The sequence below is a fragment of the Alteromonas sp. MmMcT2-5 genome, from assembly GCF_022348315.1.
In the GTDB taxonomy this organism is placed as follows: domain Bacteria; phylum Pseudomonadota; class Gammaproteobacteria; order Enterobacterales; family Alteromonadaceae; genus Alteromonas; species Alteromonas macleodii.
Map to the genome: position 1 here is coordinate 1 of NZ_JAKRFB010000044.1, position 26,608 is coordinate 26,608.

The following is a 26,608-nucleotide window of genomic DNA, read 5'->3' on the forward strand; positions in this document are numbered from 1 at the left end:
GCAATTACGCTAAATAACTATGTACATGAGCCGTATACGAGGCCCGTATGTACGGTTCTGTGAGAGGGATGAGGCGGTGACGCCTCACCCTACTCGATGCAAAAATGTACAGCGAAGTGCAATACACCCTAGTACATGTATGAAGCCATCCAATTAACTTTGTGTTTGTACTACGCGTTAGTTCGACGGTATGTTTTGCTTTTTATCTTCAAACATCCGCTCATCTGCAATAATGCTCGCTCATTTTGTAATTATGTTTGCGACATCTTCGCAGAAAGAACGAAAGAGATAAGGGAAGCAGATATTGCAATAACAACAGAAGCCACCACGAAAAATACATCGTAGTTAGCCAATATTTCAGCACTAGGGGGAAAATCCTTTACCGAAAAAAAATGATAATGTCCGTTTTTCAAAGTCTTAAATTGTCTTATCAATAAACTACTACTAAATGTAGTAGTTTCATTTATTTACGCAACTCAACTTTGCTCGCTGTTTTTGTAGAAGAGCGAACTGCATTTTGCATAATAGTTAGTTCACGGCTTGTTAGGTTACGCCACTGGCCAGGTTTTAGTGAGCCGAGTTCAAGGTGCATGATTCGGGTTCGTTTTAGTTTGGTGACCTCGTACCCTAAAAACTCACACATTCTGCGGATTTGTCGATTAAGACCCTGAGTTAGAATAATGGTAAATGTATTTTTGCCCGTGGGTTTAACCACACAAGGCTTCGTCACCGTCCCTAAAATTGGTACTCCGCGAGACATACGGTTGACGAAGCGCTCACTGATTGGTTGGTTAACCGTAACTTCGTATTCTTTGTCATGAGCATTTTCAGCGCGCAGGATCTTGTTCACGATGTCCCCATCGCTGGTTAAAATGATTAAGCCTTCCGATGGTTTGTCTAACCTTCCTACGGGGAAAATACGTTCCTTGTGACCGATAGCGTCAATAATGTTGCCTTTGACATGACGCTCAGTTGTACAGGTGATACCAATGGGTTTGTTATAGACAATATATACGCGATCTGACTTGTCTGAGGCTACTGCGCCTACAACTTTACCGTCTACCTTTACAGTGTCACCAGGCCCCACTTTCGTACCCAGTTCAGGTGGTTGGTTATTAACGGTAACGCGATTTTGCTCAATGAGTTTATCCGCTTCACGGCGAGAACACAGGCCAGTGTCGCTAATATATTTATTTAAACGTTTGGGCGCTTGCTCACTCATTGCGCATTAGATCCTATAGATTTCAAAAGAGGGCAATATTATCACGGCAAAAAGAAAGGGGCGATTCGCCCCTTTCTTTTTTATGCATTAAACCGTGGTTTTTATTCTCGGTTGTATACTATTACAACAGATTTAATCTGGTTTACTGGTTACCTGCAGCTGAAGGAGCCGAACCACTTCCACCCGTTGAACCACCGCTAGATACTACTTTGGTTGCTATATCGCGAATTTCGTTTTCCAAACTGGTAATGCGGCCAGATAAGGTCGTATTGCGTTGCTCTAACACAGACAATTTGTCGGTTAAATTGCGTACGCTTTGCTGAGCGCTTTGTTTATCGCTTGCTGCTTGCTCAAGTTGAACATTAACAGCGAGCAGTTCATCAGCTAACGAAGCAAGTTGATTCTTAACCGAGCCAATGGCCGCTGCTTGCGATTTTACATTTTCTGAAACTGAGTTGATGTTCTTATTCAAGGCGTTTTGAACGTTACCTACGCGGTCGCCAAGATCAGCAATCTCTTGTTGATTACGACGCCAAGCTGACGCCCACAACTTATCCATTTGTTCCCAAAGCTCGTTTGTCTTGTTGGTTAGCTCAGTAACTTTAACTTGCAGGGCAACAGTAGATTCACCAATTTCTTCACCTGTAGCAGATAACTTGTTTTCTAACTGCAAAATGCGCTGCTCCGCTTGCTCAGCAACCGCTTTCTGTTGCTCAAGCATGGTGTACAGGTAATAGCAACCACCACAGGCGGCCAAGGCGATGACGGCAACGAATACAACCCAGATTCCATTACCGTTTCCACCACCAGAGGGTTGGCGGTTTGCTGATGGGGCAGATGAAGGTGGAGGCGTTGCTTTTGTTGGCGCAGCCTGACGTTTTGTTTGGTAATCACGACGGTCTTCTTCATCCAATCTAATGGTTGGAAACTCATCGTTTTTCGAATTATTTGCCATAGTAAATTTATAATCTCGTTATGTAGTGCTAACTTCATCGCATTTAGATGCTTTAACTCAATAAGAAGACAGCACATTTATATTTGCGCGCTAAAGCATGTTATCGCTAAATTAAAGGAAATTCTACGGCTTATGCTCAATGTCAATTATACATAAGCCATAAAATCCGAGAATTTCCTTAAAGCGTAGCGCTACTGCTTATCGCCGATCCATTCAACGCGATACAAATCTCGTCTTCTATCAAGATAATTCCGCACAGAGCCTTCATTTTGAAGCTTAGTGAGTTTATCCAAATCCAAATCAACAATGAGCGTCATTTCTGTGTTTGGCGTGGTCTCAGAGACAATTGCGTCATGTGGGAACGCGAAATCACTTGGCGAGAAAACCGCGGTTTGCCCATATTGAATATCTACGTTGTCCACTTTGGGTAAGTTACCTACGCTACCTGCAATTGCCACGTAGCATTCGTTTTCAATAGCGCGGGCCTGCGCACAGCGTCGCACGCGCAGATAACCGTTTTTGGTATCTGTCCAGAAGGGGACAAACAAAATTTGCATTTCCTGATCGGCAAGAATACGCGCAAGCTCTGGAAACTCCACGTCATAGCAGATCAAAACGCCGATTTTGCCGAAGTCGGTATCAAATGTCTTAAGGCTGTTTCCGCCTTTCATTATCCAATCTTCTTTTTCGTGAGGTGTTGGATGAAGCTTATACTGGCTTTCAATCGTGCCGTCGCGTTTGCAAATGTAGCTGACGTTATAGAGCTCTTCCTCTTCTACCACAGGCATAGATCCTGCGATAATCGTAATATTGTACGATACGGCCAAATGAGACACGGCAGTTAAAATCTCATCGGTATAGGTCGCTAAATGCCAAATTGCATCAATGGATGAATCTGACGGGCTTAGGCCCATTAATGGCGCGTTGAAAAACTCAGGGAACAGGGCAACGTCGCAAGAATAGTCAGACAAGGCATCGACGAAGTACTCTACTTGTTGTAAAAGCTCTTCTACATTATTGAAGTAACGCATTTGCCATTGAATACATCCGATTCGCGCGCTGGTCTTCCTGCTGGCGATGAGGGAAGGTGTGCCAGGTTCATAATAAATATTGTGCCACTGAAGTAACGTCGCATAACCCTGTGACGCTTCATCCTCTGGAAGGTAAGCTGACATGACTTGCTTGACTTCAAATCCATTTGAAAGTTGAAAAGTTAAAATCGGGTCGTAGATGTCTTTGAGCTTTACTTGCTCAATGTATTCATAAGGCGACAGCTCATGCGCATGGTTTTTATAGTTCGGGATTCGACCGCCCGCCATAATGGATTTTAGATTCAAATTACGACAGAGCTCTTTACGCGCTTCGTAGAGACGACGACCAAGGCGTAGACCTCGATATTCGGGTGAAACAATTACCTCAACACCATAAAGCACATCACCGTTAGGATCGTGTGTGGTCAAATAAGCATCACCAGTAATTTCATCGTAGCTGTGTTTATCCCCAAACTGGTCATAATCTACAATCACTGAAATGGCGAAAGCGACCACTTTGCCTTTATCTTCAATACATATTTGCCCGTCGGGAAATGTAGTAACTTGGGCTTTATAGTTAGAGTAAGGCCATGCGCCTCCAACGTTGGCGTATACCTCATCCATTAACGCTTTAACATCGTTGTAGTCGTCCAGTCTCAAGTTTCTTAAGTCTAGATGATGTTCCGTTTCTTCTATTTGTGTTTGATCTTGACTCATGGGTTACTCTTTTTGCTAAAAATTTTAATACGTACATTGCGTATATCTTTACTAAACCGCCTTGTCATGCGTTTTTCAACTGTTAATTACAATCCGTATGTGCAGACGTAATGGCAACGGAAACAAGGGCAGAAGAAAAGTCTCTCAATCAACCCTCTTAAAATATACACCTCGGTTTACTTATTGATTTAGTTTACCTTTACCGTCATTTGCTCACTTTAAAATTGATATTAAATAAGCAAGAAGCGTGCGACTTCTTAACGACAAACAATTTTTCTTTTATCGATAAAAAAATAGCGCGGAAAATGCGTGGTGATGCAATTGCTATAGGATTCAACCCCGCGTATAAGTTCGCTAGTTTTTTAACATACACAACCCGCTCCTAACTACACGATTAGTTAACCGCTCAAAGGTAGAAATGCTCTGATGAATAGAGAACAACTTGCGTCGTATCAGCCTCTTCACGTTTTCGATGAAGCCATATTTGAAAATATCGTCGATGACTTAGTCACGAAAGGCTTTTCTATTCAAGAGCATGGTTTACCTGATTTCATTACACAAGCACTTTTGGCCTGCCAGCGTTCGATCTCTGAAGCTGAATATCAAGCGGCAGGTATTGGTCGCGCAGAGAATTATCAAAAAGCTGAAAAAGTTAGAGGGGACGAGATTTGCTGGATTACAGGTTCATCTAGCGAAGGCGCTTTGTGGCTTTCATGGTGTGAAGCCATGCAGCAGTATGTAAATCGTTCGCTCTTTATGGGGCTTTTTTCTTTTGAAAGTCATTTTGCCTGCTATGAGCCGGGTAAATTTTACAAACGCCATGTAGATGCGTTTAAAGGCCAGGGCAATCGCGTGTTGTCTTTAGTCGCCTATTTGAATGACGACTGGACTTCAGAAGATGGGGGAGAACTCGTGCTCTACGCTGATGAAAGTGATCTAATTGGAACAAGAGTGCTGCCAACGAAAGGTACTTTCGTTGTCTTTTTGAGCGAACAATTCCCTCATGAAGTATTACCTGCTGCCCGCAGCCGTCACTCGGTTGCAGGTTGGTTTAGGGTTAACGGAAGCGTTAACGACGCGATTGATCCGCCTCGATAAAAGCACTAATCACGTTGTGAAACGCACGTGTATCTAAAAACCAAGACTTATGTATAATAAGTTTAGGCTGTATGCGCGCTATTATTACAAAACTGGTTTGAATTATGGGCCAGCTCCTCTCGCGCACAGCTCGCGCAACATTGTGCCGTCGCAATAGCAAGTATTCTATTACGACGCTTAGGGAAAAGACGTTAGAAGTGATTGGTAAATGCTGGAAAAAATACCTGCCCCAACCCCAAGAGAAGAATTACATGTGCTGGTTATCGATAACCAGGGGCTTGTACATGATGTAGTGTCATCAGCGTTGCATGAAATTGGAATAAAAAACGTAAGCAGTGCTTTTAATGCCTTTCACGCGAAAAGGTTATGTGCTGCAAGACAATACGACTTTGTTTTACTGGCGTTTAACGTCAGTCACGACAAAGATGGCTTTCACCTTTTTGAAGAATTAAAACACCTTAATCACATCAACGACACCACCACGGTCATTTTTCTCAGTGCAGAGACATCGCCTGAATTGGTTAATTGTATTGTTGAATTGCAACCGGATGACTTTTGGGTCAAACCTCTTCAGCGCAACAAAATTGAGCTGCGTTTGGAATACCTTATCCAAATAAGGTTAAAGCTACATAAAATGCTTCATTGTATGCAGGTGGGGGACTATTCCACCGCTATGTACTATGCAGAGCGCCAGTTAAAAGATCCTTCGCTATCGGAGTATCACACCAGAATTAAACGCTTAATTGGTGATTGCTTATTGCAGCTTCGCGATTATCAAACTGCGGAAGACTACTTTAGAAGCTTATTGCAGAGCATGGATCATGCGTGGGTTCACATTGGTTTAACCCGGTCGTTGCTTCGACAAGATGAATTAGAAGAAGCCCAGCTACTGGTTGATGACTTATTGCAGCGCCACGACACGCGATTCTTAACCTTTGACTTGCTTGCTCAGTATTTTATTGAGAAAGAGCAGTTCGATATTGCCTACGAACAAATGAAAGAGGCGAGTAAGCTAGCACCTCGCAATATTGAGCGTAACAAACGGTTATGGGATCTTGCTCGATTGAACCACGATAAGGCAGGGCAACTTTCAGCCGTTCAAAATATGGCAAAGTTTGCTAAAAATTCTATCCATGACTCACCTCATCTAACGCTCAATGTTATTCGTTCAACCATTGATTTAGCCACAAGCCTTGGCAGTACGGAAGGCGAACGCTATATGAAACGCGCAGAATCTGAACTGGAAGAATTGAAACAACAAAAGGGCATGCAGTCTCAGCTTGGCGAGCAGATTGACGTCGTAAAAGCGCGTGTCTTGTGCTTGCGAGACGACAAAAAAGAGGCTGAAAAGTTGATGAAGGATCGTTCGGCATCTACCGACGGACTCTCGATGGAAGATAGCCTCGATAAAATGAAAGCATTTCACGAGTTAGGAATGCGTGAACACTGTGTGAGTATTTTAGATAAGCTTAGAAAGCAAATTGAAGGGGACACGTTTACTTCTCAAGTGGTAAATGAATACCTGAATCAAGAGTCGATTGAACGTACTGAAATTCAATTTACCACAAAAGAGCTTAAGCAAATGGCTGCGGTTAACTACAAAGAGAATCGGTTGTCGCCAGCCTTCAACAATTTACGCCAGGCACTAACACTGTCCCCTAAAGACAAACAAGTTGCACTGAGCTTGTTAAAAGTTATTACTCAAATCCACTTAGGGGATAATTTAACAGACGAGCAGATGGAAGCGGCCCATAAAGCGGCGAAGCTTCTTTTAAGTAGTGACTTGTCGCCAACCCAGGCTGAAAAGCGCGATCAGTATATAAGCCGAATCGGCATTGAGGTGGATGACAGTAACGCTGCTGACTTAGTCGGTGTGGTAGCCGTTAAAGCATAACGGTTACTACACAGACTGTTATTGAAAAGAGTACCAACAAAAAAGCTGCCTCCATTGAGGCAGCTTTTTTTACGTGAATGAAGCACACCCGTTAAGCGTGTACTTCATTCTTTCACTTTTTACTTCTTAACAGTAGTCGAACGACGACGAAAGCCAATCGCTGCAGCTAGCAGGGCAAGAATTCCTCCCATTGCTCCACCTGAGCTATCATTGTTTTCTTCTTCTTCCTCTTCAACTACGTCTGCTTGTAGGTCAAAGGTTGCGATGAATGGGTCGTGATCTGAGCTTCTAAATGGACCAACATCAGTAAAGGCGTAACCGTCTTCATCTGGGTAATAACGAAGCGCTTGATCGTACTGCAACTGGTAAGCTTCAACTGAGTTGATGTTCCAGTGAGCACCGTCAATGGCGTCTGCAAGCATAGCTTCACTTGCTAGTACGTGATCTAAACTACCCACCTGTTCAGTTCCGTAGAACCAATATGAGAAGCCTTCTGCATCAAACTCTTCAGCCAAGTTGTGATAGCCGAAGCTAGACTCTACGTCCACTGACGAGCCTTCATCCATACCTGTATTGACCGCAGTCGTAATAGTGTATCCACGAGACTCAGGTGTGTAATCGGTAAGTACAGCTACTGGATCTTCAGCGCTATAAGCGTTTAAGTCGCCTAAGATAACCTTGCGCTCTGGCAGGCTCTCATCACTTAGCGCGTTGCCTAATGTGATAGCTGCCGATACACGAAGTGCGTTACAGCTACCCTGAATCGTGGTAATTTCAGACGGCGCTTCTGCCACATCTTCTGCACACTGTGAACCTTTTGATTTAAAGTGATTCACGGCAACAAGGAACGATTTGCTGCTTTCAGTGTGTACAAACGATTGAAGAAGGCTTGGGCGCATGCGTGCCAGGCTATCTTCATCAATTTGTTGCTCTGGCATAGCAACTACCATGGCATCATTTTCTGGCGTCACTACTGTAGCTTTGTATAACAAGCCTACAGTAATCGCATCCGTACCAATTTCACTGCCATCACTGGTTGCGATGAATGAGTATTGCTCGGTTTCACCAAGTTCGGCGTTAATAGCATTAACTAGAGATTGGATAGCGCTATCTTCACCAAAACCATCGTTTTCGATTTCCATCAAACCGACAACGTCTGCGTTAAGGTTAACGATAGCTTCAACGATACGACCCTGTTGCAATTCAAACGCCACTTCATCGTCTGCGCCGCGGTTTTCGTCATAATCGAAATTTACGTCGCCATTTGCATCTACTTCACCATTAAAGTAGTTAAGCACGTTGAACGTAGCAATAGATAGGTTGCCTTCTGTAACCACTGGGTTTGCTTCGCGAGAAGACGTTACTTCGATAACGTCGCTTGGATTAATTCTGTAAGTGCCAAAACTGTAGTTTAGTGGGCCAGCAGCAGAAACCGAATCACCAATGCGAATGGCATTAGCGTAGCTGAAAGTAGGGAAGTAATTAAGTGCATCTGGGTACTGCGAGCTGCTGTTATCTTCGATTGTAAGAAGGCTTGTCTCGCTCGCTTCTTCTGCCGCAGTATAAGCTTCTGACAGAGGCGCAGCTACGTCGCTTGGTTGGCGTTTAATTGTATCGCTAACAACGATTTCACCAAAACGCCACAGGTTGTTTGTACTCGTCACTGTTGCATCAGTCACGCTAACAACCATACCTTCAACGGTTTCAAGGTCAAGTTCGTACGGCATAGAAAGTTCTACCGCTGCTACAGCATCCGCTGTACCACAATCAAGTGCAGCCACATCACTATCCATAGCAAGTGTGGTCATACCGTAGTTTTCTTCTACTTCACCGTAAAAGCGAACCAGGTTACCTGTTTCAACGTCGACAGAACCTTCTACAAATAAGCCTTCAGACGTGGCGTCGTCAGCGTCGTAATCAGACGCTTCTTCTTGGACAAAGAAGCCGCCAGCACGTGTGCCAGTTACAATAGCTTCAATTATAACGTTATTGCCAACTTCAGCAGAGCTGCTTTCACTGCCCTGTATAGCACTAATAAGTGTCGCGTCTGCACCGCAAATACCTAGCTCAACAGCAGGCTCTTCTGGAACTTCTACAACGTCACCGCCACCTTCAGTGGTAAATGTACCCGCTGGAAACGGCGTTGCAGCGTCAGTGTTAGTGGTCGAGCCATCAAGCGCGTCAACACCACTGTAAGTCCAGTTAGATGCTTCGAAACTGCCGCCATTTGCTGTTTGACCTGACGTACGGTATGCCCAACCGTCTAGGTACTCCCACGCGGTGCCACTACCGTCGGTGTTGATATCGCCAAACGTGTCAATAACGCTGCCATCTTTAAAAAGCTCAATAGCGTCGTCACCATTAATACCCATTGATGAAGTATCGTAGTCTGGTGCAGAACCGAAAAACGCAGTAAATCCATCAATTTCTGATGCTACGTAGATATAAGTACCAGCGCTTGCAGACGCACCAGCTGGAAACGTAAACTCTTCGCCATCAGTACCGCCGCCGTTGTTTGCAGTTCCAAGGGCATAGGTAGATAAATCTGCTATGTCATTGACTACGAAAAGTTCAACTGCTTTTGGAACACCACCGCTTAACGGTCCATCGATAACACCGCTAATGACTAAATCGTTAGCTTGGATGGCGGTTGAAGAAAGTGCAGAAATGATTCCTGCAGATAGTAAAGTTAATGATGTTTTCACGTCATTTTCCCTTTGTAGTTTTCATTATTTTTAATTCACATAAATACTGCTTCTGCTTTTGCCGAAATAGAAAAAACAGAGTGATATGTGAAGCGCAATTTTCTTATTGCTTGAACTACACTAAGGGCATTTGTAATGGATAGGAATGACTTAACCTTATTCAAGCTGTTTTTAAAATATTGCTTAAATATCAAGTTCTTATCATCTACAGGTAAGTTTACTCATACCTTTAACTCTTAACCAAAAGCTAATATAGGTGTTAAGTAATGCTAACGACACGTCTATGACAACAGTTCGCCTGGTAAAAAATACGCTTTTTATTGATATCTTTATTTCAGCGCACGAGTGAACAGCGCATGATCATCAACTACTTGTTCTGTATAAAGATTTGCTATTTTTACGAGCAGGCTTTTTACTTGAGAAAAAGACGTTGATGCTGACGACGCGAATCGTGTACTTCTTCTATCGCCTCGGCAGTGAGCTAGCGCAAGGCTATACCCGCACAATTCGGCAAGATACCAATCCGCATAGATAATCACCCACGCAGCGAGATTTAAAATGTTCGTAATCGCGGCGTGTTGCCGCAGGTATAGTGGCTCTACATCAAGGTAACACAACAAAGAGTACGGACATTTTAAACTCGCCCTCCGGGAAGGCCTGGCAAGCTTCCTAGCTTCATTCTGGGAATTTGAAAGGGAACAGCCATTCCTGCATTCCCACGCTTCGCTAGGAAACTTGCCAGCGCCTTCTGAGTGGGCGATTATCTGTGTGGATTGGTATTATATTCAAAGCCACCATTTATCGCTTTATTTCCCATTGCAATATCTTGTGGGTCGATTCCCACTTTAGCGTGATGTCGGGAGCGAACTAGGTAATGCGCATTTTCAAACTTAACTTCATCAAGCACTAAGTCGGGTTTTCTTTGCATTCTTCGTTGGCATCGAGCTGTAAGGTGTGCAGCATTTAGGCGATTAACTGGGTTAAAATCTGGAAAGTAATAAATAGGCGCAGCAACACGTTGTTGCTTAACCTCTACAATATGACAATGCGCAAAGCTTGCTGAATTATGTGGTTTTGCTGGTCCTACTAAAAAGTAGTAGCGCGCCATATTTACCGACCCGGTGCCCGCGTCCAGGCGTTTCACTATATCGACTACCGCATCGTCCATGTAGGGAGCAAAAGCTTCTAGTAGCGTGGCGTATTCTTGTGGGCTTAGGGTAGAAAATTTCTCACTGTTGGCCTTAAACCCCAAGGTCTTGCCGTCAAAATGAACGGCTTTAGCCAGCGCACTTTTAACCGTAAAGTCTTCTCCTCCTGCGCTGCGGGCTTTGGCTTTTTTATATAGTTTGGTCAGCTTGCTTGGCACGGCATCTGGGCAGTAGTCTATGGCTTCATTAATCACCATGGCGTTTTCTACTACTTGGCTACAGGTTTCTACATAACGCTCAATAAATGCGTATTGCGCATTAATAACCTGCTGGTGGCTGACAACAGGTTTAGTGATGTCGATGTTATCGCACGCATACTTTCCATCAACGGTGCCTAGGCAATGTATCTGGGCAAGGTGCAATGAAGTGAGATAACGAAGCACATCCCAGTGTGCTTTGCCGACACACGCATCATCAAAGTCGTTGGGTGAGAAGATCACTGTATCTCCGTGAGACCCTTCTTCTGTGAGAAAGCCAAAATTGGAAGTATGACAGTCTCCCATCACGCTGGTGAGGGGAACTGTCTCGCATTCTTTAGGAAAATTGATAAGGCCAGCTTTTATGTCAGCGTAAAACAACTGCGCACTGCCTCTGTAGAAAACAAAGGGGCTGGCCTCCATTTTTGCATGCTTTGCCGAAGTGCGAGATGGCGCGTGTCCATCGATTAGCATTATTTCGTGGGAGATGCGCTGTAGTCGGGAATGGGTCATAGTTTTCTCATTCAGCAGAGTTTAGCCGGTGAAACCGTATTGCAAAACAATCACTCTATTTTTGGCTCAATTTTCATCGTTCAATTAAATAACCTGATTAAGCGATTCATTTTTACCAATTAGTTTTTTGTGATTGTGCGCGCTATTCTTATCACCAGTTTCGAGAGACATGAATTTTGCGTTACGTGATTATCTTCACAAAACTGCAAAACCATGTCGACACAATAAACGTAAAGTTTGTATTCGTATGTGTTTAACGTGCGAAAATAATTTAAACCAAATGGAGAATTAAACATGGCATTGATTAATACTGCTATCAAACCTTTCAAAGCAACTGCATTTAAAGACGGCGAGTTCGTAGACGTAAGCAGCGAAGACATCAAAGGTAAATGGGCAGTTTTCGTATTTTACCCAGCTGACTTCACATTTGTTTGTCCAACTGAGCTTGGCGACATCGCTGACAAGTACGAAGAACTTCAGTCACGTGGCGTAGAAGTATTTTCAGTATCTACTGACACTCACTTCACTCACAAAGCATGGCACGATTCTTCTGACACGATCAACAAGATCAAATTTGCAATGATTGGCGACCCAACAGGCGAAATCACTCGTAACTTCGATTGTATGCGTGAAACTATGGGTCTTGCTGACCGCGCTACATTTGTTGTTGACCCAGAAGGCATCATCCAAGCGATGGAAATCACTTCTGAAGGTATCGGCCGTGACGCAGATGACCTAGTACGTAAAGTTAAAGCTGCTCAGTACGTTGCAAACAACCCAGGTGAAGTTTGCCCAGCTAAGTGGAAAGAAGGCGAAGCAACTCTAGCACCTTCACTTGACCTAGTAGGCAAAATCTAAGCAGCACGCTTAGCGCTTAATATATGAAAGCTCAGCGCTTCGTGCATTGCACAGTATTAAGCAAATAATTTGTAGGGAGTGGGTCTCCACTCCCTGATATTAATTTCCAATTTCCGCTTATGTTGTTGACCCTTCAAAAGGTTGGCGGGGATCGGCGTGTCGAAAATAAGGCAGAATAACCGTGTTAACTAAAGAAATTTTACAAGCATTGAAATCATATGCAGAGTCAATGCAAAAAAACGTAACCTTTGTCGTACAGACCGGTGAACATAGCAAGCGTGAAGAGCTTGTGACGTTTCTGTCCGACATTGCTTCAGTAAGCGAAAAATTAAACGTAGAAGAGCGTGACACAAATGGTGAGTTGCGCAGTGCAATCAGCTTTTTGTTGGAAGCTGACGGCGAAGATACGGGAATTCGTTTTTCTGGTATCCCTGGTGGTCACGAGTTTAACTCGCTTGTACTTGCCATGCTGCATGCAGCGGGTACTGAACTTAAGCTAGACGATAGCGTTAAGTCGATGGTGAAAGCGGTGAATGAACCACTTAATTTTGAAGTGTTCATTAGCTTAAGCTGTCACAACTGCCCTGAAGTCGTACAGGCACTTAATCAATTTGCTTTGATTAATCCTAACATCAAGACCGAAATGATCGACGGCGGGTTATATCAAAATCTAATTCAAGAGCGCGACATCCAAGGTGTTCCTAGCGTATACCTTAATGGCGAGCTATTCGCGAATGGTAAAGTTGATGCCTCTGTGCTTATCAACAAGTTAATTGAACGCGACCCTAGCCTTAAAGAAGCAAACAAAGGCGATGCGTTACCACTTCAAGACGTAACGGTTATCGGTGGTGGTCCAGCAGGCGTTGCTTCGGCGATTTACAGTGCCCGTAAAGGCCTTAAAGTTGCCATTGTTGCTGAAACTTTTGGCGGCCAAGTTAAAGATACCATGGGTATCGAGAACCTTATCTCAGTACCTAAAACAACGGGCCCTGAGCTTGTTGGTAACTTGATGGAGCACGTACGCGATTACGACATTACGCTCAAAGAGCACGTACGCGTTGATAGCATTGAGAAAGGCAATATTAAAACCATTACGCTTTCTTCTGGCGAACAGATCCGCACTCGTACGGTTATTGTTGCGACAGGCGCCCGCTGGAGAGAACTTGGTGTTCCGGGCGAAAAAGAGAACATCGGTAATGGTGTTGCGTACTGCCCACACTGCGACGGCCCTTTCTTCAAAGGTAAAGACGTAGCGGTCATTGGCGGTGGTAACTCAGGTATTGAAGCGGCACTTGACCTTGCAGGCATTGTAAAATCGGTGACGGTATTTGAATTTATGCCAGAACTAAAAGCGGACAAGGTACTTATCGATCAAGCTCAAAAGCGCGATAATATTACCATTATCAAGAACGCGGCAACGCGCCAAATTACTGCTGAAAATGGCAAAGTGAACGCAATTGAATACCAAGATCGCTCAACTAACGAAGTGCACACCCGTGAACTTGCAGGTGTATTTGTTCAAATTGGACTTGTACCAAACAGTCAGTTTATGAAGGGCACGGTAGACATGACGCAGTATGGCGAAATTATTGTTGATACTAAGTGTCATACATCTGAGCCGGGTATATTTGCAGCCGGTGACGTAACAACAGTACCGTATAAGCAAATTGTTATTTCGATGGGTGAGGGCGCGAAAGCATCGCTTGCTGCATTTGAATACTTATTAAGCCATGAAGTGGTTGAGTCTGAACAGGAAAGTGAAGCGGCATAGTCATTAGCCTTTCAGTTCTCATGAGAGTTAAAGCCGAGCTAACGCTGTTAGTTCGGCTTTTTTGTATGCGCGTATCTTTATGTTACTTAACAACCTCGGTTAACGCGTTTTCTGTTACTTATTGATGTTAATGTGAATGATACTGGTTATCATTTGTGTAAATTTTTGCTAAATTAGACGAAAGTACTAATGCAGCCTTCAGTTCACTTCATTCTTGTAATAGGCGAATTGATGGGTCTTAAAAATTAATAACAGAAAACACTCAACATGAATAAGAAATTACTCAGCTTGGCGGTAGCGGCTATCTTAGTGTCTCACGCACATGCTCAGGAAGATGAAAGTGGCGCTGGCTTAGCTATAGATAAGCGAGAAGCAACAGGGGAAAAAGCAGAAGCGAATGCAGTAGAAAAGATTGAAGTAGTGGGCATGCGTTCTCCGTTTGGCGCAACAAAAACAAATACACCGATTGTTGAACTCGCCCGTACAATTTCCATTGAAACCGCATTAGATTTAAAGCAAAAAGGTGTGTTAAATCTTTCTCAGTCTGCCACCTATATGGCGGGTGTGACGGGGGAGTCATACGGATACGCCACCCGAGTCGATTCAATCTCTTCCAGAGGATTAAGTATTCCGCGCTATCGCGACTCAATTCAAGAGTTGTTTGGCAGCTATAATTCTACGCGAGCTGAAATTTACACAATGGAACAGGTTGAGCTGCTTAAGGGGCCTGCCTCTGTACTTTACGGTCAGGGCTCTCCCGGTGGCATAATGAACTATGTGTCAAAAACGCCGACGTTAGGCAAAGGAAGCGAAGTGGTGTTGTCCTACGGAAACTTCGACCGCGCGCAAGTTGGGGTGGATGTAAACGGCAGCCTGTCTGAAGATGATAAGTGGATGGGGCGTTTTGTTGGTATATATCGTAATGCTGACTCTCAGGTTGATTATGTTAGCGATGACACCCAAGTATTCATGCCGTCACTTTCCTTCATGCCTTCTGACGATACAACGCTAACGCTTATCGGGTTATTCCAAGATACTGATAGCGATACAGCAGCGCAGTTTATTCCTGTGGAAGGCACGTTATTGCCTTTGGCTGACGGCACTTATTTACCCGACCAAGATGTTTACGCAGGTGAACCAGGGTTTAATAAATTTGATACTAAGTCGAACCAAGTTACTTTGCTTGGCGAGCACTTGATTAACGATACAACGTCACTTTCATTTACTGCCTTATGGCGAGATGGCGAGGCAGACTACCACCAAGCGTGGCCCACTTTTACGGGCGGTACTCGCTATCTAAACGCTTTTGTAGGGGCACCGGTCGCGCCTACCGATACCTTTGTGCCGAGAACGTTTTATCAAGCAGACAATACGTTTAATCAACACGCTTTTGATATTCGTGTAAACAAGGGCTTTGTAACAGGCGCTTTCGAACACGAGTTATTAGCGGGTGTACAATATCAACATGTTAAAACTGACGCCAACTCTGCTTACTATGCTGGTGGTGGGGTATTACAAGGTGATTTTAGGTACATTCTGGACTTGGCTAACCCTGAGTACACAGGCGCACCAGAGCAAGCCATTTTCGACGCAATCTACAACGATGCGCCTGAACAGACAGTCACGGACACGGGGTTATACCTGTCTGATCAAATTTCCTATGAAAACTGGCGGGTAACGCTAGGCCTACGTCACGACCGCGTTGATAATGATACAGGCGTAACTGAGCAGGATGACACGCAAACATCATACTCAGCTGGAATTTTGTATCGTTTTGACAACGGCATTTCTCCCTACCTTAGTTACGCTGAGTCATTCGAGACGGTAGTGGGACTAGATAATAATAACAACCAGCTTAAGCCAGAAGAAGGCCGTCAATACGAGGCAGGGATTAAGTATGAACTCTCGTCAGTTCCTGGTTTTATCACGCTGGCATATTACGATATTGAAGTTTCAAACCTTCCTAATCCTAACGGATTACCAGACGAAGCGGCGCAACAGCAAGGCGTAACGACCATTGAAGGGATTGAGCTAGAAGGGCGCGTAGACTTTGGCCAGATAACAGCGCAGTTTGCGGCGTCGGTCTTGGATGCAGAAGATCCTAACGGTTTTTCGTTGTCAGCACAGCCAGACAGCAATGCATCCCTATGGGTAAATTATTCTCCACTTGAGCTTGAAGCGCTGACGGTAGGAGCTGGTATTCGCTACGTGGGAGAATCAGTTTCTGAGAATGGTGTCATCAGATACGACACGCCTAGCTACACCCTTGGTGACCTGATGGTGTCGTACGAGCTAGCAGATAATTTGAATTTGCAGCTGAATGTAAGAAATGTGACCGATAAAAAATATCTCACGTCTTGCTTATTCAGAGGTGACTGTTTCCCTGGTGTACGCAGAACAGTGAACGCGTCGCTAACCTATTCGTTTTAAGGATTTATCATGCTTTCAGTTGCAGCGGGTGGTTTAACACTCGCAGCCTTAGGGGTTATTTATAAAAGTTGGCGCGCTCAAGCGTCAACGTATCTTTATTTGGGTCTTGTCGTATGGCTGGTTGCAGCAGTGTGCTGGTCTTATGCTCAGGGGTGGGAGTTTGGCGTGCTGTATGCGCTGTGTATCCCTTCCATTTTAGTGTGGCCTTTTATTGCCTTTAACCAAACGCATTTGCCTCAGCCAAAAAATGTACCTCAGCCGAGGAGCTTTGATTTCTCGCGACGTACAGTTCTAGGAAACATCGCAAACTACATCGTGGTGCTGGTTGTTTTATTGGTTGTGAACGTGTTATTGACGCTAGGACTATGTGCGCTACTTCCATTCTCAATAGCAGGGAAGTTGGCTACAGGTATCGTGCTGTTGCCAATTTTGTGGGGTCTTATTGTTTATCACTACCTTGCCACCGCCCACAAAATTAAAGTTGTTGTTGCTTACGCAGTTTTGGCTGCGCTTTGCCTATCAATACTTATTTTCTTCCCCATGTAGGTGAATATCGATGGATAAAATAACAAAACAAAATGCATTAAATGCACATACTTGGGTAGGCGTTTTTCTGAGTGTACTTCTCTTTTTGGTGTGCTTATCTGGGACCGTTGCGGTTTTTCACTTAGAGTTTGAAAGGTGGGAACAGCCGCATATTGAAGAAATGAAGAATGTTTCTCCTGATGTTGTTGAAAAGGCGATGGACACCTTTTTGGCTCAGAATACGCAGGAGTCTCACCATCTTTATGTGGTTTTCCCTACATCAGATATCCCTCGGTTGGTGGTAGAAAACGATCATGCTGCTTACTTTGCCGACAGTGAAGGTAACTTATTAGAGCAAGAAAGCGTGTCTTTTACCGAAATGCTCGTGAACTTGCACTTGTATCTCAATTTGCCACAAAGTTGGGGAATGATTTTGGTCAGCGCTTTGGGCGCTATCATCTGTACCCTTGTCGTCACTGGAATTATTGCTCACAAACGAATAGCAAAAGATGCTTTTAAACTTCGACGGGGTGGCAACGGTCAGCAAGCACAAATTGATTTGCACAACCGTTTTGGACTATGGGCAGCGCCTTTTCATTTAGTTATAGGTATAACAGGCGCATATTTTGGTATGGCAGGGATCATTTTGGTGGTTGTTGCCTCACTAAATTACGAAGGCGATCGCGACGCGGTTATCCAGAAAATCTTTACGCCAGACCCTGTATTAGCGCCACAGGAAGGTAAACCGGCTATTGGTAGGGCGTTTGCACAAATGGAAACGCTAGCGCCAGAAAAGTCGCCAATATTTTTAACGGTACACGAAGTCGGTGAACCAGAGCAGTTCGTCGAAATATATGCCAAGGCACCCAATAGAATGATCTACGCAGAAGGCTATCGATTCGATACGGCGGGTAACTTTATCGGTGTGGCCGGCTATGAATTCGGTGAATGGGGTAAGCAGTTGGTATGGGCGATGTACCGTTTGCACTTCGGTGACTTCGCCGGCCTTACCAGCAAATGGCTGTACTTTGTTCTTGGTGTAATGCTGACCATGCTTTGCGTGTCGGGTATGGAGATTTGGCTGTCTAAGAAGGCGCATCCGCCGTTAGCAAGCAGGCTTTGGTACAGCACGGTGTGGGGTAGTGTGAGTGCACTCGCATTAACTGCTGTAGCAGATATGTTTTTTACAGGCTCGCTCATCGCCGTTTTTTGGTGCCTTATGCTATTTAATACCGGTATTACAGTGGGAGTTAAATCACTCACAAAGCCGATATGGTTGCTTATATCAGGCCTAAGCGTAATGGTGTTACTCATAGCCTATGCGGCTGTGCACCAAAGCGCGACGCTATCGGTTGCGTCACTTCAGCTTAATATACCTATGGCGGTGTACGTGGTGTGGAGTGTTTATCGTGCTAATACGCTGATTAAGCGAGCTAAAAATGCAGAAACTCAGATTGAAGCCGACGCGAGTAACAACGCGCCTCAATCAGCGCAAGAAAAAAGAGTGAATGCGTAAATCTTATTGTAACTATTAGGGGCTTAAAATTGTACAGCGTCTGCCACAGTTCATGCGCCCGCAAGGTCAAGCATACGGGCACCTTGTTAAAATAAGCGAAAGCGGAGAGGTTTTACAAAGTTACCAAGACCCCAGCGGTGCATTTCCCTTTGTTACAGGCGCAATACAGACAGATGAAGGTGTATATGTGAGTAGCTTAACTGCACGGTCGGTAGGTGTGTTGCAGTTAAACTAGAGACGATAATAAGCATATTGTTACGGCAGAATAAGTAGTTTTCTTTTCTACCGCGATAGAGCGATACGCGTCACGAATGAAACTTACTCATCAACTCTGCAACACGTTTTCTTACATTTCGAAACATTTTAAACTTTTGTTATGTAGTTACGCTTAGAAGGATATGTCACTATCGGCTATGCTAATAAAAGTTGTTTTTAGCACAAGTTTAGTAGTTTTGGGCTAGCCGTTTTAAAAGGATATTTTCTAAATCATGAAAGCGTATACGTATTCTTCTGTTGCACTTGCAGTCACGATTTCTCTTCTAGCTGGATGTGGAGGTGGCTCAGGCTCGTCTAATACCCCTCCTGTGGTGACAACGCCTACCACGCCAACGACACCTGTAACAACAGAGCCAGAGTGGGAAGCGGGAGTGTATGAACCGCAATCTCAATATCTAGCGAAATGTGAAACTCCTAGAAGTGGTATTGATCCTTTTACTAATAGGGCTTACCCAGATACACAAGGTACCGCTATGGATGAAAAGCTGTGGCTACGTACTTGGACTAATGACACTTACTTGTGGTACGACGAAGTAGATGACAATGACCCTGCAAATTTCTCAGTGTTGGGATATTTTGATCAGCTTAAAACGAATGAGCTAACGCCAAGCGGTACGCCAAAAGATAACTTCCACTTTTCACAGGACACTGCCGAATATAACGAACTGTCTCAATCGGGGATTTCATCGGGCTATGGTTTTGATTGGGAATTTGGTTCAACAACCGTGCCGAGAGAACTAACAGTGCGATTCACTGAGCCGGGTTCACCGGCAGCTACTGCTGGCGTGCCTCGCGGTGCGACCCTTTCGCGTATAAACGGCGTCGACTTTGTCAATGACAACACGCAGCAGGGCGTCAACGCGTTTAATGCTGCGCTGTTTCCGGAAGACGCAGGTACGGTTACAAGCTTTGAGTTTGTGCAGGTTGATGGTTCAACTCTCTCAGTAGACATCACCTCCGGCGATATCAGCGTAACGCCGGTTCAAAACGCAAAGGTACTCGATACCGAAAACGGCAAAACGGGCTACTTCCAATTCAATACCTTTATCGTTACCGCGCAAGAAGGATTAATTGATGCGTTCGATATGTTTGTTGAAGAAAATGTGACCGAGCTCGTTATTGACCTTCGCTACAACGGCGGAGGACGTTTGGCGCTAGCTTCACAGCTTTCCTATATGATAGCGGGTCCGAACCAAACCAATAACGCAACCTTTGAAACATTGCGTTTTAACGATAAAAACCCAAACACCAACCCTGTCACCGGAGAGACTATTCGTCCAACACCGTTTTACCGCAATGTTATTGACTATAACGCAGGGCAACTTACCGACACGCTTCTGCCTAGCCTTTCGCTGACGAAGGTTTACGTTTTAGCCACGGGTGCAACATGTTCAGCAAGTGAAGCGGTAATGAATGCACTTCGTGGTATTGATGTAGAAGTAGTGCAAATTGGCTCTACTACTTGTGGTAAGCCGTATGGGTTCTACCCAACAGACAATTGCGGTGAGACCTACTTTACTATCCAGTTCCAAGGGGTGAATAACAAAGGGTTTGGTGATTATGCTGATGGTTTCATGCCTACCACCACGCCTAATTTCGATTTTGAGTTGCCGGGGTGTGAAGTTGAAGATGACTTTACCGCAAGCTTGGGTGATCCAAATGAAGGGATGCTGTCAGCTGCATTGGAATATGCTGCTACAGGCTCATGTCCCGAAGTTGTCACGTCAAACGGCGTGGCGGATGTCAAAGCACTGCGCAGTAACCAAAGTGCGTTAGGTGGCGAAAAGCTCATTTCTATCGACAAGCCTGAACAACGCAAAGAGAACTTTATTTTACACAACAAAATAAATCAGCCTGTTATTCAGGAGCGCAAGTAATGTCGCTTCCTAATAAAAAAGGAAAACTGCTAAAAGGAAGACTGCTAGCTGCACCTCTCGCCATACTTTTGCTCTCGGCGAGCGGATGCGCGACAACACAGGAGGCTGAGTTACACGAGGCAATAATCAAATCCATTAGTGTGAGTCAAAAGCAAACTATTGAAAGTAAGATCAGCAACTGGTTTGATGGTCTTAACATAACGATAGCCGATGATGCATTCAGTCAAACCGCGAGCATTACGATTGAGCGTAAAGCAAAGGTTGATAGTAGGGGATTACCTATTGACGGAAGGCACGACAACCCTGTTTATAGTTTTACGCTGCTAAGTGATGGTGAACAGTGCGTGTTGCGTAACGACCAAAGTGGGGAACTTACTAAGCTTGAAAATGTGACCTGTTATATAGTGGACGAGGCATAAGTCGAGGTAAATCGACGAAAGCGCAATGTCATCGTTGACAATAGGCCTTAAAAAAACGCCCAGAGTTTACAAGCTCCGGGCGTTTTTGTTTCTATCGTTTGTGCTGCTATCGTTTGTGCATACTTGGCTGCTTTTGCGTACGGCCGCGGCTGTTGCCACTACTATTATTTCCTTTCGAAGCGTTGCCTCTGTTCTTATTCCCGCCGGTGTCGTTACGCTGCTGTGCTGTGTTTCCATGACCTTGTTTGTTAGCGTTGGAATTACGTCGGCTCTTATTTACGCCGTTACCGCCTTTGCTGCTCTTGCCCTGAAAGGTAGGAGGAAGCCCAGTATGTTTGGTCAGTGCGCGTTCACCACGACGGCCTTTTTGCGCTTTTTGGCGTTTTTCATCTGCCGTTTCTGGCGGAACAAGGTGCTGAGGGCCACGGCCTATTAAGTCTTCACGCCCCATACGCGTAAGGGCTTCACGAATTTGCGCAAAGTTTTTCGGGTCGTGATAACGCAGCATCGCCTTGTGTAATCGACGGTGAATTTCACCTTTTGCAGAAGGCACCTCTTCACTGTCTTTAGTGACTTTGCGAAGGGAATTCACCTCGGTATGGTACATGGTGGTAGCCGTTGCCATTGGCGACGGATAGAAGTTTTGTACCTGATCGAGCTTAAATTTGTTTTCTTTAAGCCAAATCGCAAGGCTTAGCATGTCTTCGTCGGTGGTACCCGGGTGCGATGCAATAAAGTAAGGAATTAAGTACTGCTTTTTACCTGCTTCTTGTGAGTACTTATCAAACAGCTCTTTGAAGCGGTAGTAGCTGCCCATGCCCGGTTTCATCATTTTTGAAAGCGGACCATCTTCGGTGTGTTCTGGAGCGATTTTTAAGTAGCCGCCTACGTGGTGAAGGGCCAGTTCTTTCACGTACTCTGGATCTTCTACTGCTAGGTCGTAACGCACGCCTGACGCAATCAATATCTTTTTAATTCCAGGCAACTCACGAGCACGGCGGTACAAATCGATAGTTGGCTTATGGTCCGTATCCATGTGCGCACAAATGCTAGGGTACACACAAGACGGCCGACGACATGTAGCTTCTGCTTTAGGGCTCTTACAGCGCAGGCGATACATGTTCGCCGTCGGGCCGCCTAAGTCTGAAATAACACCAGTGAAGCCCGGTACCGTATCGCGTATTTGCTCAATTTCTCGAATAATAGAGTCTTCAGAACGGCTTTGAATAATACGCCCTTCGTGTTCAGTAATAGAGCAGAAGGTACAGCCACCATAGCATCCGCGCATAATGTTGATACTGAAGCGGATCATGTCGTATGCAGGGATTTTAGCATCGCCATAGACAGGGTGAGGCACACGCTGATAGGGTAAATCAAATACCGCGTCCATCTCTTCGGTTTCAAGCGGCATGGCCGGTGGGTTAATCCAAATGTGTCTGTCACCGTGGCGCTGCATGAGGGCTCGAGCACAACCAGGATTGGTTTCTTGGTGCAAAATACGCGACGTATGTGCGTATAACACCTTGTTGTCTTTCACCGTCTCGTACGCAGGTAGCTTAACGTACACGTTTTCCCAAGGCTTACGCTTTTCTTTCTCTTTTTGCGCAGGCTGAATAACAATGGGCGCAGCTTCTGGCGCTTCACTGCTTTTGGTGTCTTTATCCTGCGAATCGCACTCGGGCTCCATCTGGTAGGGGCTTGGAATGGCGTCTATCTTGCCGGGCCTGTCTAGAGAGGTCGAGTCAACACCTTGCCACTCTGGTAAGGCTTCTTTAACGATAATCGCAGTACCGCGAATGTCTCGCAAATCGGCAATATTTTCACCTGCCGCTAAGCGATGAGTGACTTCAACAAGAGGACGTTCGGCGTTACCGAAAAAGAGCATGTCCGCTTTGGAATCGAACAGTACAGAGCGGCGTACTTTTTCACTCCAATAGTCGTAGTGCGCAATGCGACGTAAGCTGGCTTCTATGCCACCAACAATAACAGGCACACCTTTAAACGCTTCACGGCAGCGCTGTGAATACACGGTAACCGCACGATCAGGGCGCTTGCCACCTACATTGCCTGGCGTGTAAGCGTCATCGTGACGAAGCTTTTTGTCAGACGTGTAGCGGTTGATCATAGAGTCCATATTGCCGGCTGTTACGCCGAAATACAGGTTGGGTTTACCCAACTTCATGAAATCGTCTTTGCTGGTCCAGTCTGGCTGAGAAATAATACCCACGCGAAAACCATGAGCTTCAAGTACTCGGCCAATCACCGCCATACCAAAACTAGGGTGATCTACATACGCATCGCCCGTTACCAAAATAACGTCACAGCTGTCCCAGCCAAGGGCATCCATTTCTTCCTTCGACATGGGGAGAAACGGCGCAGTACCCAGGCAGTGTGGCCAATATTTAGGGTAAGAAAACAGACCGCGATCGGCCTTAATGGTGGCTTGCATAGTAATCACATCTAGATAAATCAGGGAGTTGCTGAGCTTAAAATAGGATGAAGCTCAGAATAAGTGCGTAATTATAGCAGTGTTGGCCAAGCTAAGGTATAGCACTGTCATTAAATTAAAGAGCTTTGTATACTCACTTAAATCAACAAGCTGTAAAGCTAGCCGTGAGCGCAGGTTTTTATAAGCACGTCAATTGCCCGCATTTAGCGAATGGAAGGCTTGTCTATTTACAACGAAGAGAATTAACAACGACTATGGCGTATTGGCTATTTAAAACAGAACCTGATGCATTTTCAATCGATGACTTGGCAAACCGCCCAGAACAAACGGAACCGTGGGACGGCGTAAGAAATTACCAAGCGCGTAACTTTTTACGAGACGGCGTTAAACGGGGTGACAAAGTATTTATCTATCATTCAAGTTGCAAGCTGGTCGGCATTGCAGGAGTTGCTGAAGTGGTAAGAGACGGCTATCCGGACACCACGCAGTTTAACCCTGAATCAAAATACTACGACCCTAAATCAAGTCAGGATAACCCCCGATGGTATCGCGTTGACGTGAAATTTGTAGAGAAATTTTCAAGCGTTCTGCCGCTTTCAGTGATTAAAACGATGGACGGTATTACTGAACTGCCATTGGTCAAAAAAGGTGGAAGACTGTCAATCATGCCTGTAGAAGAGGCTGAATGGCAGCAACTGTATGCTGCTGCCAAACAGTAAGTTAAATGCTAAAAAGCGTAGCCGTCATATCTTGTTAGCTTGCAAAAGATGAATATAAGGGCTATCGCTATGCGCTAACTGTTAACATCGGTAATGACGACTTTAAAATATCCACTAGGAATGCTGTGCGACTCATCTGCCTCTGGCAGAGTAGCGAAATACGACTCATATAACGGTCCAGAAACCACATAAACGTCTTGCCCAGTTCTCACCACATCACGCACCGCATTTTCTAGATCCACCTAAGGACCTTGGTGGCCGCGGTCAGTACCAATTGTAAACACAGTTATCAGCAAACGCGTTAAATGCGCAAATTGTTAGTGTGAACGTGATTTACAGTGGCTTTTCTTATAATGCCTTGGCTTTATGTTAGTGATAGCCTAGCCTTAGGCTCGCCCGTTCACCTGCTTTTACGTTTGCTCTGTGCAGCATGTTTTGCTTCATGTTACCCAATTCAATCACGTGTGGTTTTGTGATTAATAATAATCACATTTTGCTGTGTGATTGTTTTTGAATTTGAGGTAGTAGCGTGTCATAGTGGACCCCTGAACCGAAAAAAGTGTCTATTGAAAGCAGAAAAGACAACGCGGCGCATAGTGAAATGACAAGAAAGAGTGCTTTAACAAGTAATACAAAAAAGCGCGCTGGTGTGATTACCGGTGACGTCTCCAACTCTCAGTCTTATTCTGATGCTGAATTCAGAGAGATAATTGCTACGCTGAGAGAGCGTTTAACATACTACGCCGAGTACTACGGCGGAGACTTTGATATTTATCGAGGAGACGCATTCCAGCTAGTTGTTGCACAACCACAGCATAGCATTGCAGCCGCAGTTGGATTGCGGCTAGCACTTAAGGCGCACGCTTCAGGTGTAGACGTGCGAATGAGTGTTGCTGTGGGAGAAGCGCAATTTCGCCCTTCAGAAGTAAAAACTGGGACTGGAGACGCATTTGTGTTGTCAGGACGAGGGTTAGATAACATAAAGCCGCACCATCTTACTTTTTGTAGCGGTGAACAAACACTCGACGACAAAACTCAGCTCTTAACACGTTTTGCCGACGCGCATATCAATGGACTGACACAAACCCAGTCGCAAACCTTACTCGCGTATCTTGAAGCCACGGATAAGAGCCATGAAAGTGTAGCGGCCATACTAGATAAAAATCGCAGCAATGTAAGTCGAATCCTCAATGCCAGTAACTACAAACTGGTAGCAGAATATCTCGACTATATGGAGAGAGCGCTCATTTTATGGGTTCAAGATGGAACCTCATTAAAAACGGAACAATTGACCAAGGAAGACTAACGTGATGACGGGTTATACAAAAAACATAATGCTTGTGATAGGAGAGCCACATGCTTGCTGAACCTCAACTGCTGGTGGCACTTGTGTTAGCGCATCTATTAGCAGACTTTTATTTTCAACCGTTTACCTGGGTACAGCAAAGAAACGAACGACACGCACTGGCTTTGCCCTTATACCTACACGCAATCATACACGGTATACTTGCGGCAGCAGCAATGTTCTTGTTTTCATCAACGATAAGTATCGCAAGTATAGGTATTGGGGCAATTGTAGTCGCCGTTTCTCACTTCAAAATTGACGTTATTAAATCGTATTGTAAGCAAAACACTACGTCTTTTGTTGTCGATCAAATAGCGCACATTGTCGTGATCTTAGGCGTATTTTTGTATGCCACTAATCAGTGGCACGAGGCAGTGGGACTACTTCAGCAGGTAGGTACATCGCACCTATTAGTGGTCTTGGCCTATTTGGCGGTACTCAAGCCCAGTTCAGTTATTATTAAACAGCTGCTGTCGCCTTGGAGCGATGAAGTATTAGCTAACAAAATGCCGTCTTCTCACCCCAATGATCCGCCGACAATAAGTACAGAGGCACGACAAACTTTATCACTGGCAGGTCAACGAATTGGCTATTTAGAGCGTGTGCTCATGCTTACCTTTGTATTGCTAAATCAATTTTCTGCCATAGGTTTTCTTATTGCGGCTAAATCTATATTTCGCTTCGGCGACCTCACTAAACACCAAGACAGAAAGCTAACTGAATATGTACTTTTGGGCACCTTCACCAGTGTGGCGATGACGTTTGCCATTGGCTTGGCATGCGCAGCGGCATTAGGGCAATTACCCATAAAGTCTTAGCAAACCTCCTTAACGTACTGCTTTTGCAAAGGCTTGTTGACTATGATTGCTGAATACCTAGAAAA

At 44.9% G+C, this 26,608-nt stretch carries 19 protein-coding genes and 1 pseudogene; 12 read left to right on the forward strand and 8 right to left on the reverse strand.

The annotated features are described in order from the left end of the window. Positions 1-463: 463 nt before the first annotated feature. From rluF to MHN09_RS16200, 3 genes are all read right to left on the reverse strand, one after another. The gene (gene rluF, locus MHN09_RS16190; RefSeq protein WP_014949260.1) at positions 464-1,222 is read right to left on the reverse strand and encodes a 23S rRNA pseudouridine(2604) synthase RluF; all 759 of its coding nucleotides are present in this window, start codon (positions 1,220-1,222) and stop codon (positions 464-466) included. Between the two features lie 142 nt (positions 1,223-1,364). Then, entirely contained in the window at positions 1,365-2,177 is an 813-nt protein-coding gene (locus tag MHN09_RS16195) for a hypothetical protein (protein WP_014949261.1), read from the reverse strand. A gap of 191 nt (positions 2,178-2,368) precedes the next feature. After that, positions 2,369-3,925 (reverse strand): bifunctional GNAT family N-acetyltransferase/carbon-nitrogen hydrolase family protein, encoded by a 1,557-nt coding sequence (locus MHN09_RS16200; RefSeq protein ID WP_014949262.1) that lies wholly within the window; start codon positions 3,923-3,925, stop codon positions 2,369-2,371. A gap of 426 nt (positions 3,926-4,351) precedes the next feature. Here MHN09_RS16200 and MHN09_RS16205 point away from each other — a divergent pair, with 426 nt between their 5' ends. Beyond that, positions 4,352-5,023, forward strand: coding sequence for a 2OG-Fe(II) oxygenase (locus MHN09_RS16205; protein WP_014949263.1), 672 nt, complete (start codon positions 4,352-4,354; stop codon positions 5,021-5,023). Positions 5,024-5,231: 208 nt separating this feature from the next. Continuing rightward, the gene (locus MHN09_RS16210; RefSeq protein ID WP_239241424.1) at positions 5,232-6,917 is read left to right on the forward strand and encodes a response regulator; all 1,686 of its coding nucleotides are present in this window, start codon (positions 5,232-5,234) and stop codon (positions 6,915-6,917) included. A 119-nt stretch (positions 6,918-7,036) separates the two neighbouring features. Here MHN09_RS16210 and MHN09_RS16215 read toward each other — a convergent pair whose 3' ends face one another. The 3 genes from MHN09_RS16215 to MHN09_RS16225 all read right to left on the reverse strand — a co-directional run bounded on the left by MHN09_RS16215 (position 7,037) and on the right by MHN09_RS16225 (position 11,540). Further along, positions 7,037-9,622 carry an ExeM/NucH family extracellular endonuclease gene (locus MHN09_RS16215; protein ID WP_049586661.1) on the reverse strand — a complete coding sequence of 862 codons (2,586 nt, stop codon included), beginning with the start codon at positions 9,620-9,622 and terminating at the stop codon, positions 7,037-7,039. 329 nt (positions 9,623-9,951) lie between these two features. Next, positions 9,952-10,242: a DUF2252 family protein gene (locus MHN09_RS16220; protein WP_342340152.1), complete on the reverse strand. Its 291-nt coding sequence runs from the start codon at positions 10,240-10,242 to the stop codon at positions 9,952-9,954. A 140-nt stretch (positions 10,243-10,382) separates the two neighbouring features. Continuing rightward, entirely contained in the window at positions 10,383-11,540 is a 1,158-nt protein-coding gene (locus tag MHN09_RS16225) for a DUF2252 family protein (RefSeq protein ID WP_239241426.1), read from the reverse strand. A gap of 294 nt (positions 11,541-11,834) precedes the next feature. On the opposite strand from MHN09_RS16225, the gene ahpC reads away from it, so the two are divergent. The 7 genes from ahpC to MHN09_RS16260 all read left to right on the forward strand — a co-directional run bounded on the left by ahpC (position 11,835) and on the right by MHN09_RS16260 (position 21,212). Continuing rightward, positions 11,835-12,398 carry an alkyl hydroperoxide reductase subunit C gene (gene ahpC, locus MHN09_RS16230; RefSeq protein ID WP_014949268.1) on the forward strand — a complete coding sequence of 188 codons (564 nt, stop codon included), beginning with the start codon at positions 11,835-11,837 and terminating at the stop codon, positions 12,396-12,398. 181 nt (positions 12,399-12,579) lie between these two features. Further along, positions 12,580-14,169 carry an alkyl hydroperoxide reductase subunit F gene (ahpF, locus tag MHN09_RS16235; protein ID WP_014976359.1) on the forward strand — a complete coding sequence of 530 codons (1,590 nt, stop codon included), beginning with the start codon at positions 12,580-12,582 and terminating at the stop codon, positions 14,167-14,169. Between the two features lie 267 nt (positions 14,170-14,436). Then, positions 14,437-16,599, forward strand: a complete 2,163-nt coding sequence (locus MHN09_RS16240; RefSeq protein WP_239241427.1) for a TonB-dependent siderophore receptor — start codon at positions 14,437-14,439, stop codon at positions 16,597-16,599. Positions 16,600-16,608: 9 nt separating this feature from the next. Further along, positions 16,609-17,145 carry a hypothetical protein gene (locus MHN09_RS16245; RefSeq protein ID WP_239241428.1) on the forward strand — a complete coding sequence of 179 codons (537 nt, stop codon included), beginning with the start codon at positions 16,609-16,611 and terminating at the stop codon, positions 17,143-17,145. Positions 17,146-17,155: 10 nt separating this feature from the next. Next, the gene (locus MHN09_RS16250) at positions 17,156-18,640 is read left to right on the forward strand and encodes a PepSY-associated TM helix domain-containing protein (RefSeq protein ID WP_239241429.1); all 1,485 of its coding nucleotides are present in this window, start codon (positions 17,156-17,158) and stop codon (positions 18,638-18,640) included. A 488-nt stretch (positions 18,641-19,128) separates the two neighbouring features. Continuing rightward, complete coding sequence (locus MHN09_RS16255) at positions 19,129-20,793, forward strand: S41 family peptidase (protein WP_239241430.1); 1,665 nt, start codon at positions 19,129-19,131, stop codon at positions 20,791-20,793. Further along, complete coding sequence (locus MHN09_RS16260; RefSeq protein ID WP_239241431.1) at positions 20,793-21,212, forward strand: hypothetical protein; 420 nt, start codon at positions 20,793-20,795, stop codon at positions 21,210-21,212. The genes MHN09_RS16255 and MHN09_RS16260 overlap by 1 nt, the downstream gene beginning before the upstream one ends. A gap of 106 nt (positions 21,213-21,318) precedes the next feature. On the opposite strand, the gene MHN09_RS16265 is transcribed toward MHN09_RS16260, so the two are convergent. Continuing rightward, on the reverse strand, positions 21,319-23,661 hold the full coding sequence (locus tag MHN09_RS16265; RefSeq protein WP_239241432.1) for a YgiQ family radical SAM protein: 2,343 nt from the start codon (positions 23,659-23,661) through the stop codon (positions 21,319-21,321). A 254-nt stretch (positions 23,662-23,915) separates the two neighbouring features. Between MHN09_RS16265 and MHN09_RS16270 the strand changes: the two genes are divergently transcribed. Beyond that, the gene (locus MHN09_RS16270) at positions 23,916-24,380 is read left to right on the forward strand and encodes an EVE domain-containing protein (protein ID WP_039229574.1); all 465 of its coding nucleotides are present in this window, start codon (positions 23,916-23,918) and stop codon (positions 24,378-24,380) included. 89 nt (positions 24,381-24,469) lie between these two features. Here MHN09_RS16270 and MHN09_RS16275 read toward each other — a convergent pair. Next, positions 24,470-24,637, reverse strand: a pseudogene (locus MHN09_RS16275) (DNA/RNA non-specific endonuclease); the annotation flags it as partial. A gap of 302 nt (positions 24,638-24,939) precedes the next feature. Here MHN09_RS16275 and MHN09_RS16280 point away from each other — a divergent pair. Together MHN09_RS16280 and MHN09_RS16285 are read left to right on the forward strand one after the other, a co-directional pair. Next, positions 24,940-25,686 carry a hypothetical protein gene (locus tag MHN09_RS16280; protein ID WP_239241433.1) on the forward strand — a complete coding sequence of 249 codons (747 nt, stop codon included), beginning with the start codon at positions 24,940-24,942 and terminating at the stop codon, positions 25,684-25,686. A 50-nt stretch (positions 25,687-25,736) separates the two neighbouring features. After that, positions 25,737-26,543 carry a DUF3307 domain-containing protein gene (locus MHN09_RS16285; RefSeq protein ID WP_239241434.1) on the forward strand — a complete coding sequence of 269 codons (807 nt, stop codon included), beginning with the start codon at positions 25,737-25,739 and terminating at the stop codon, positions 26,541-26,543. The last annotated feature ends 65 nt before the right edge of the window (positions 26,544-26,608 follow it).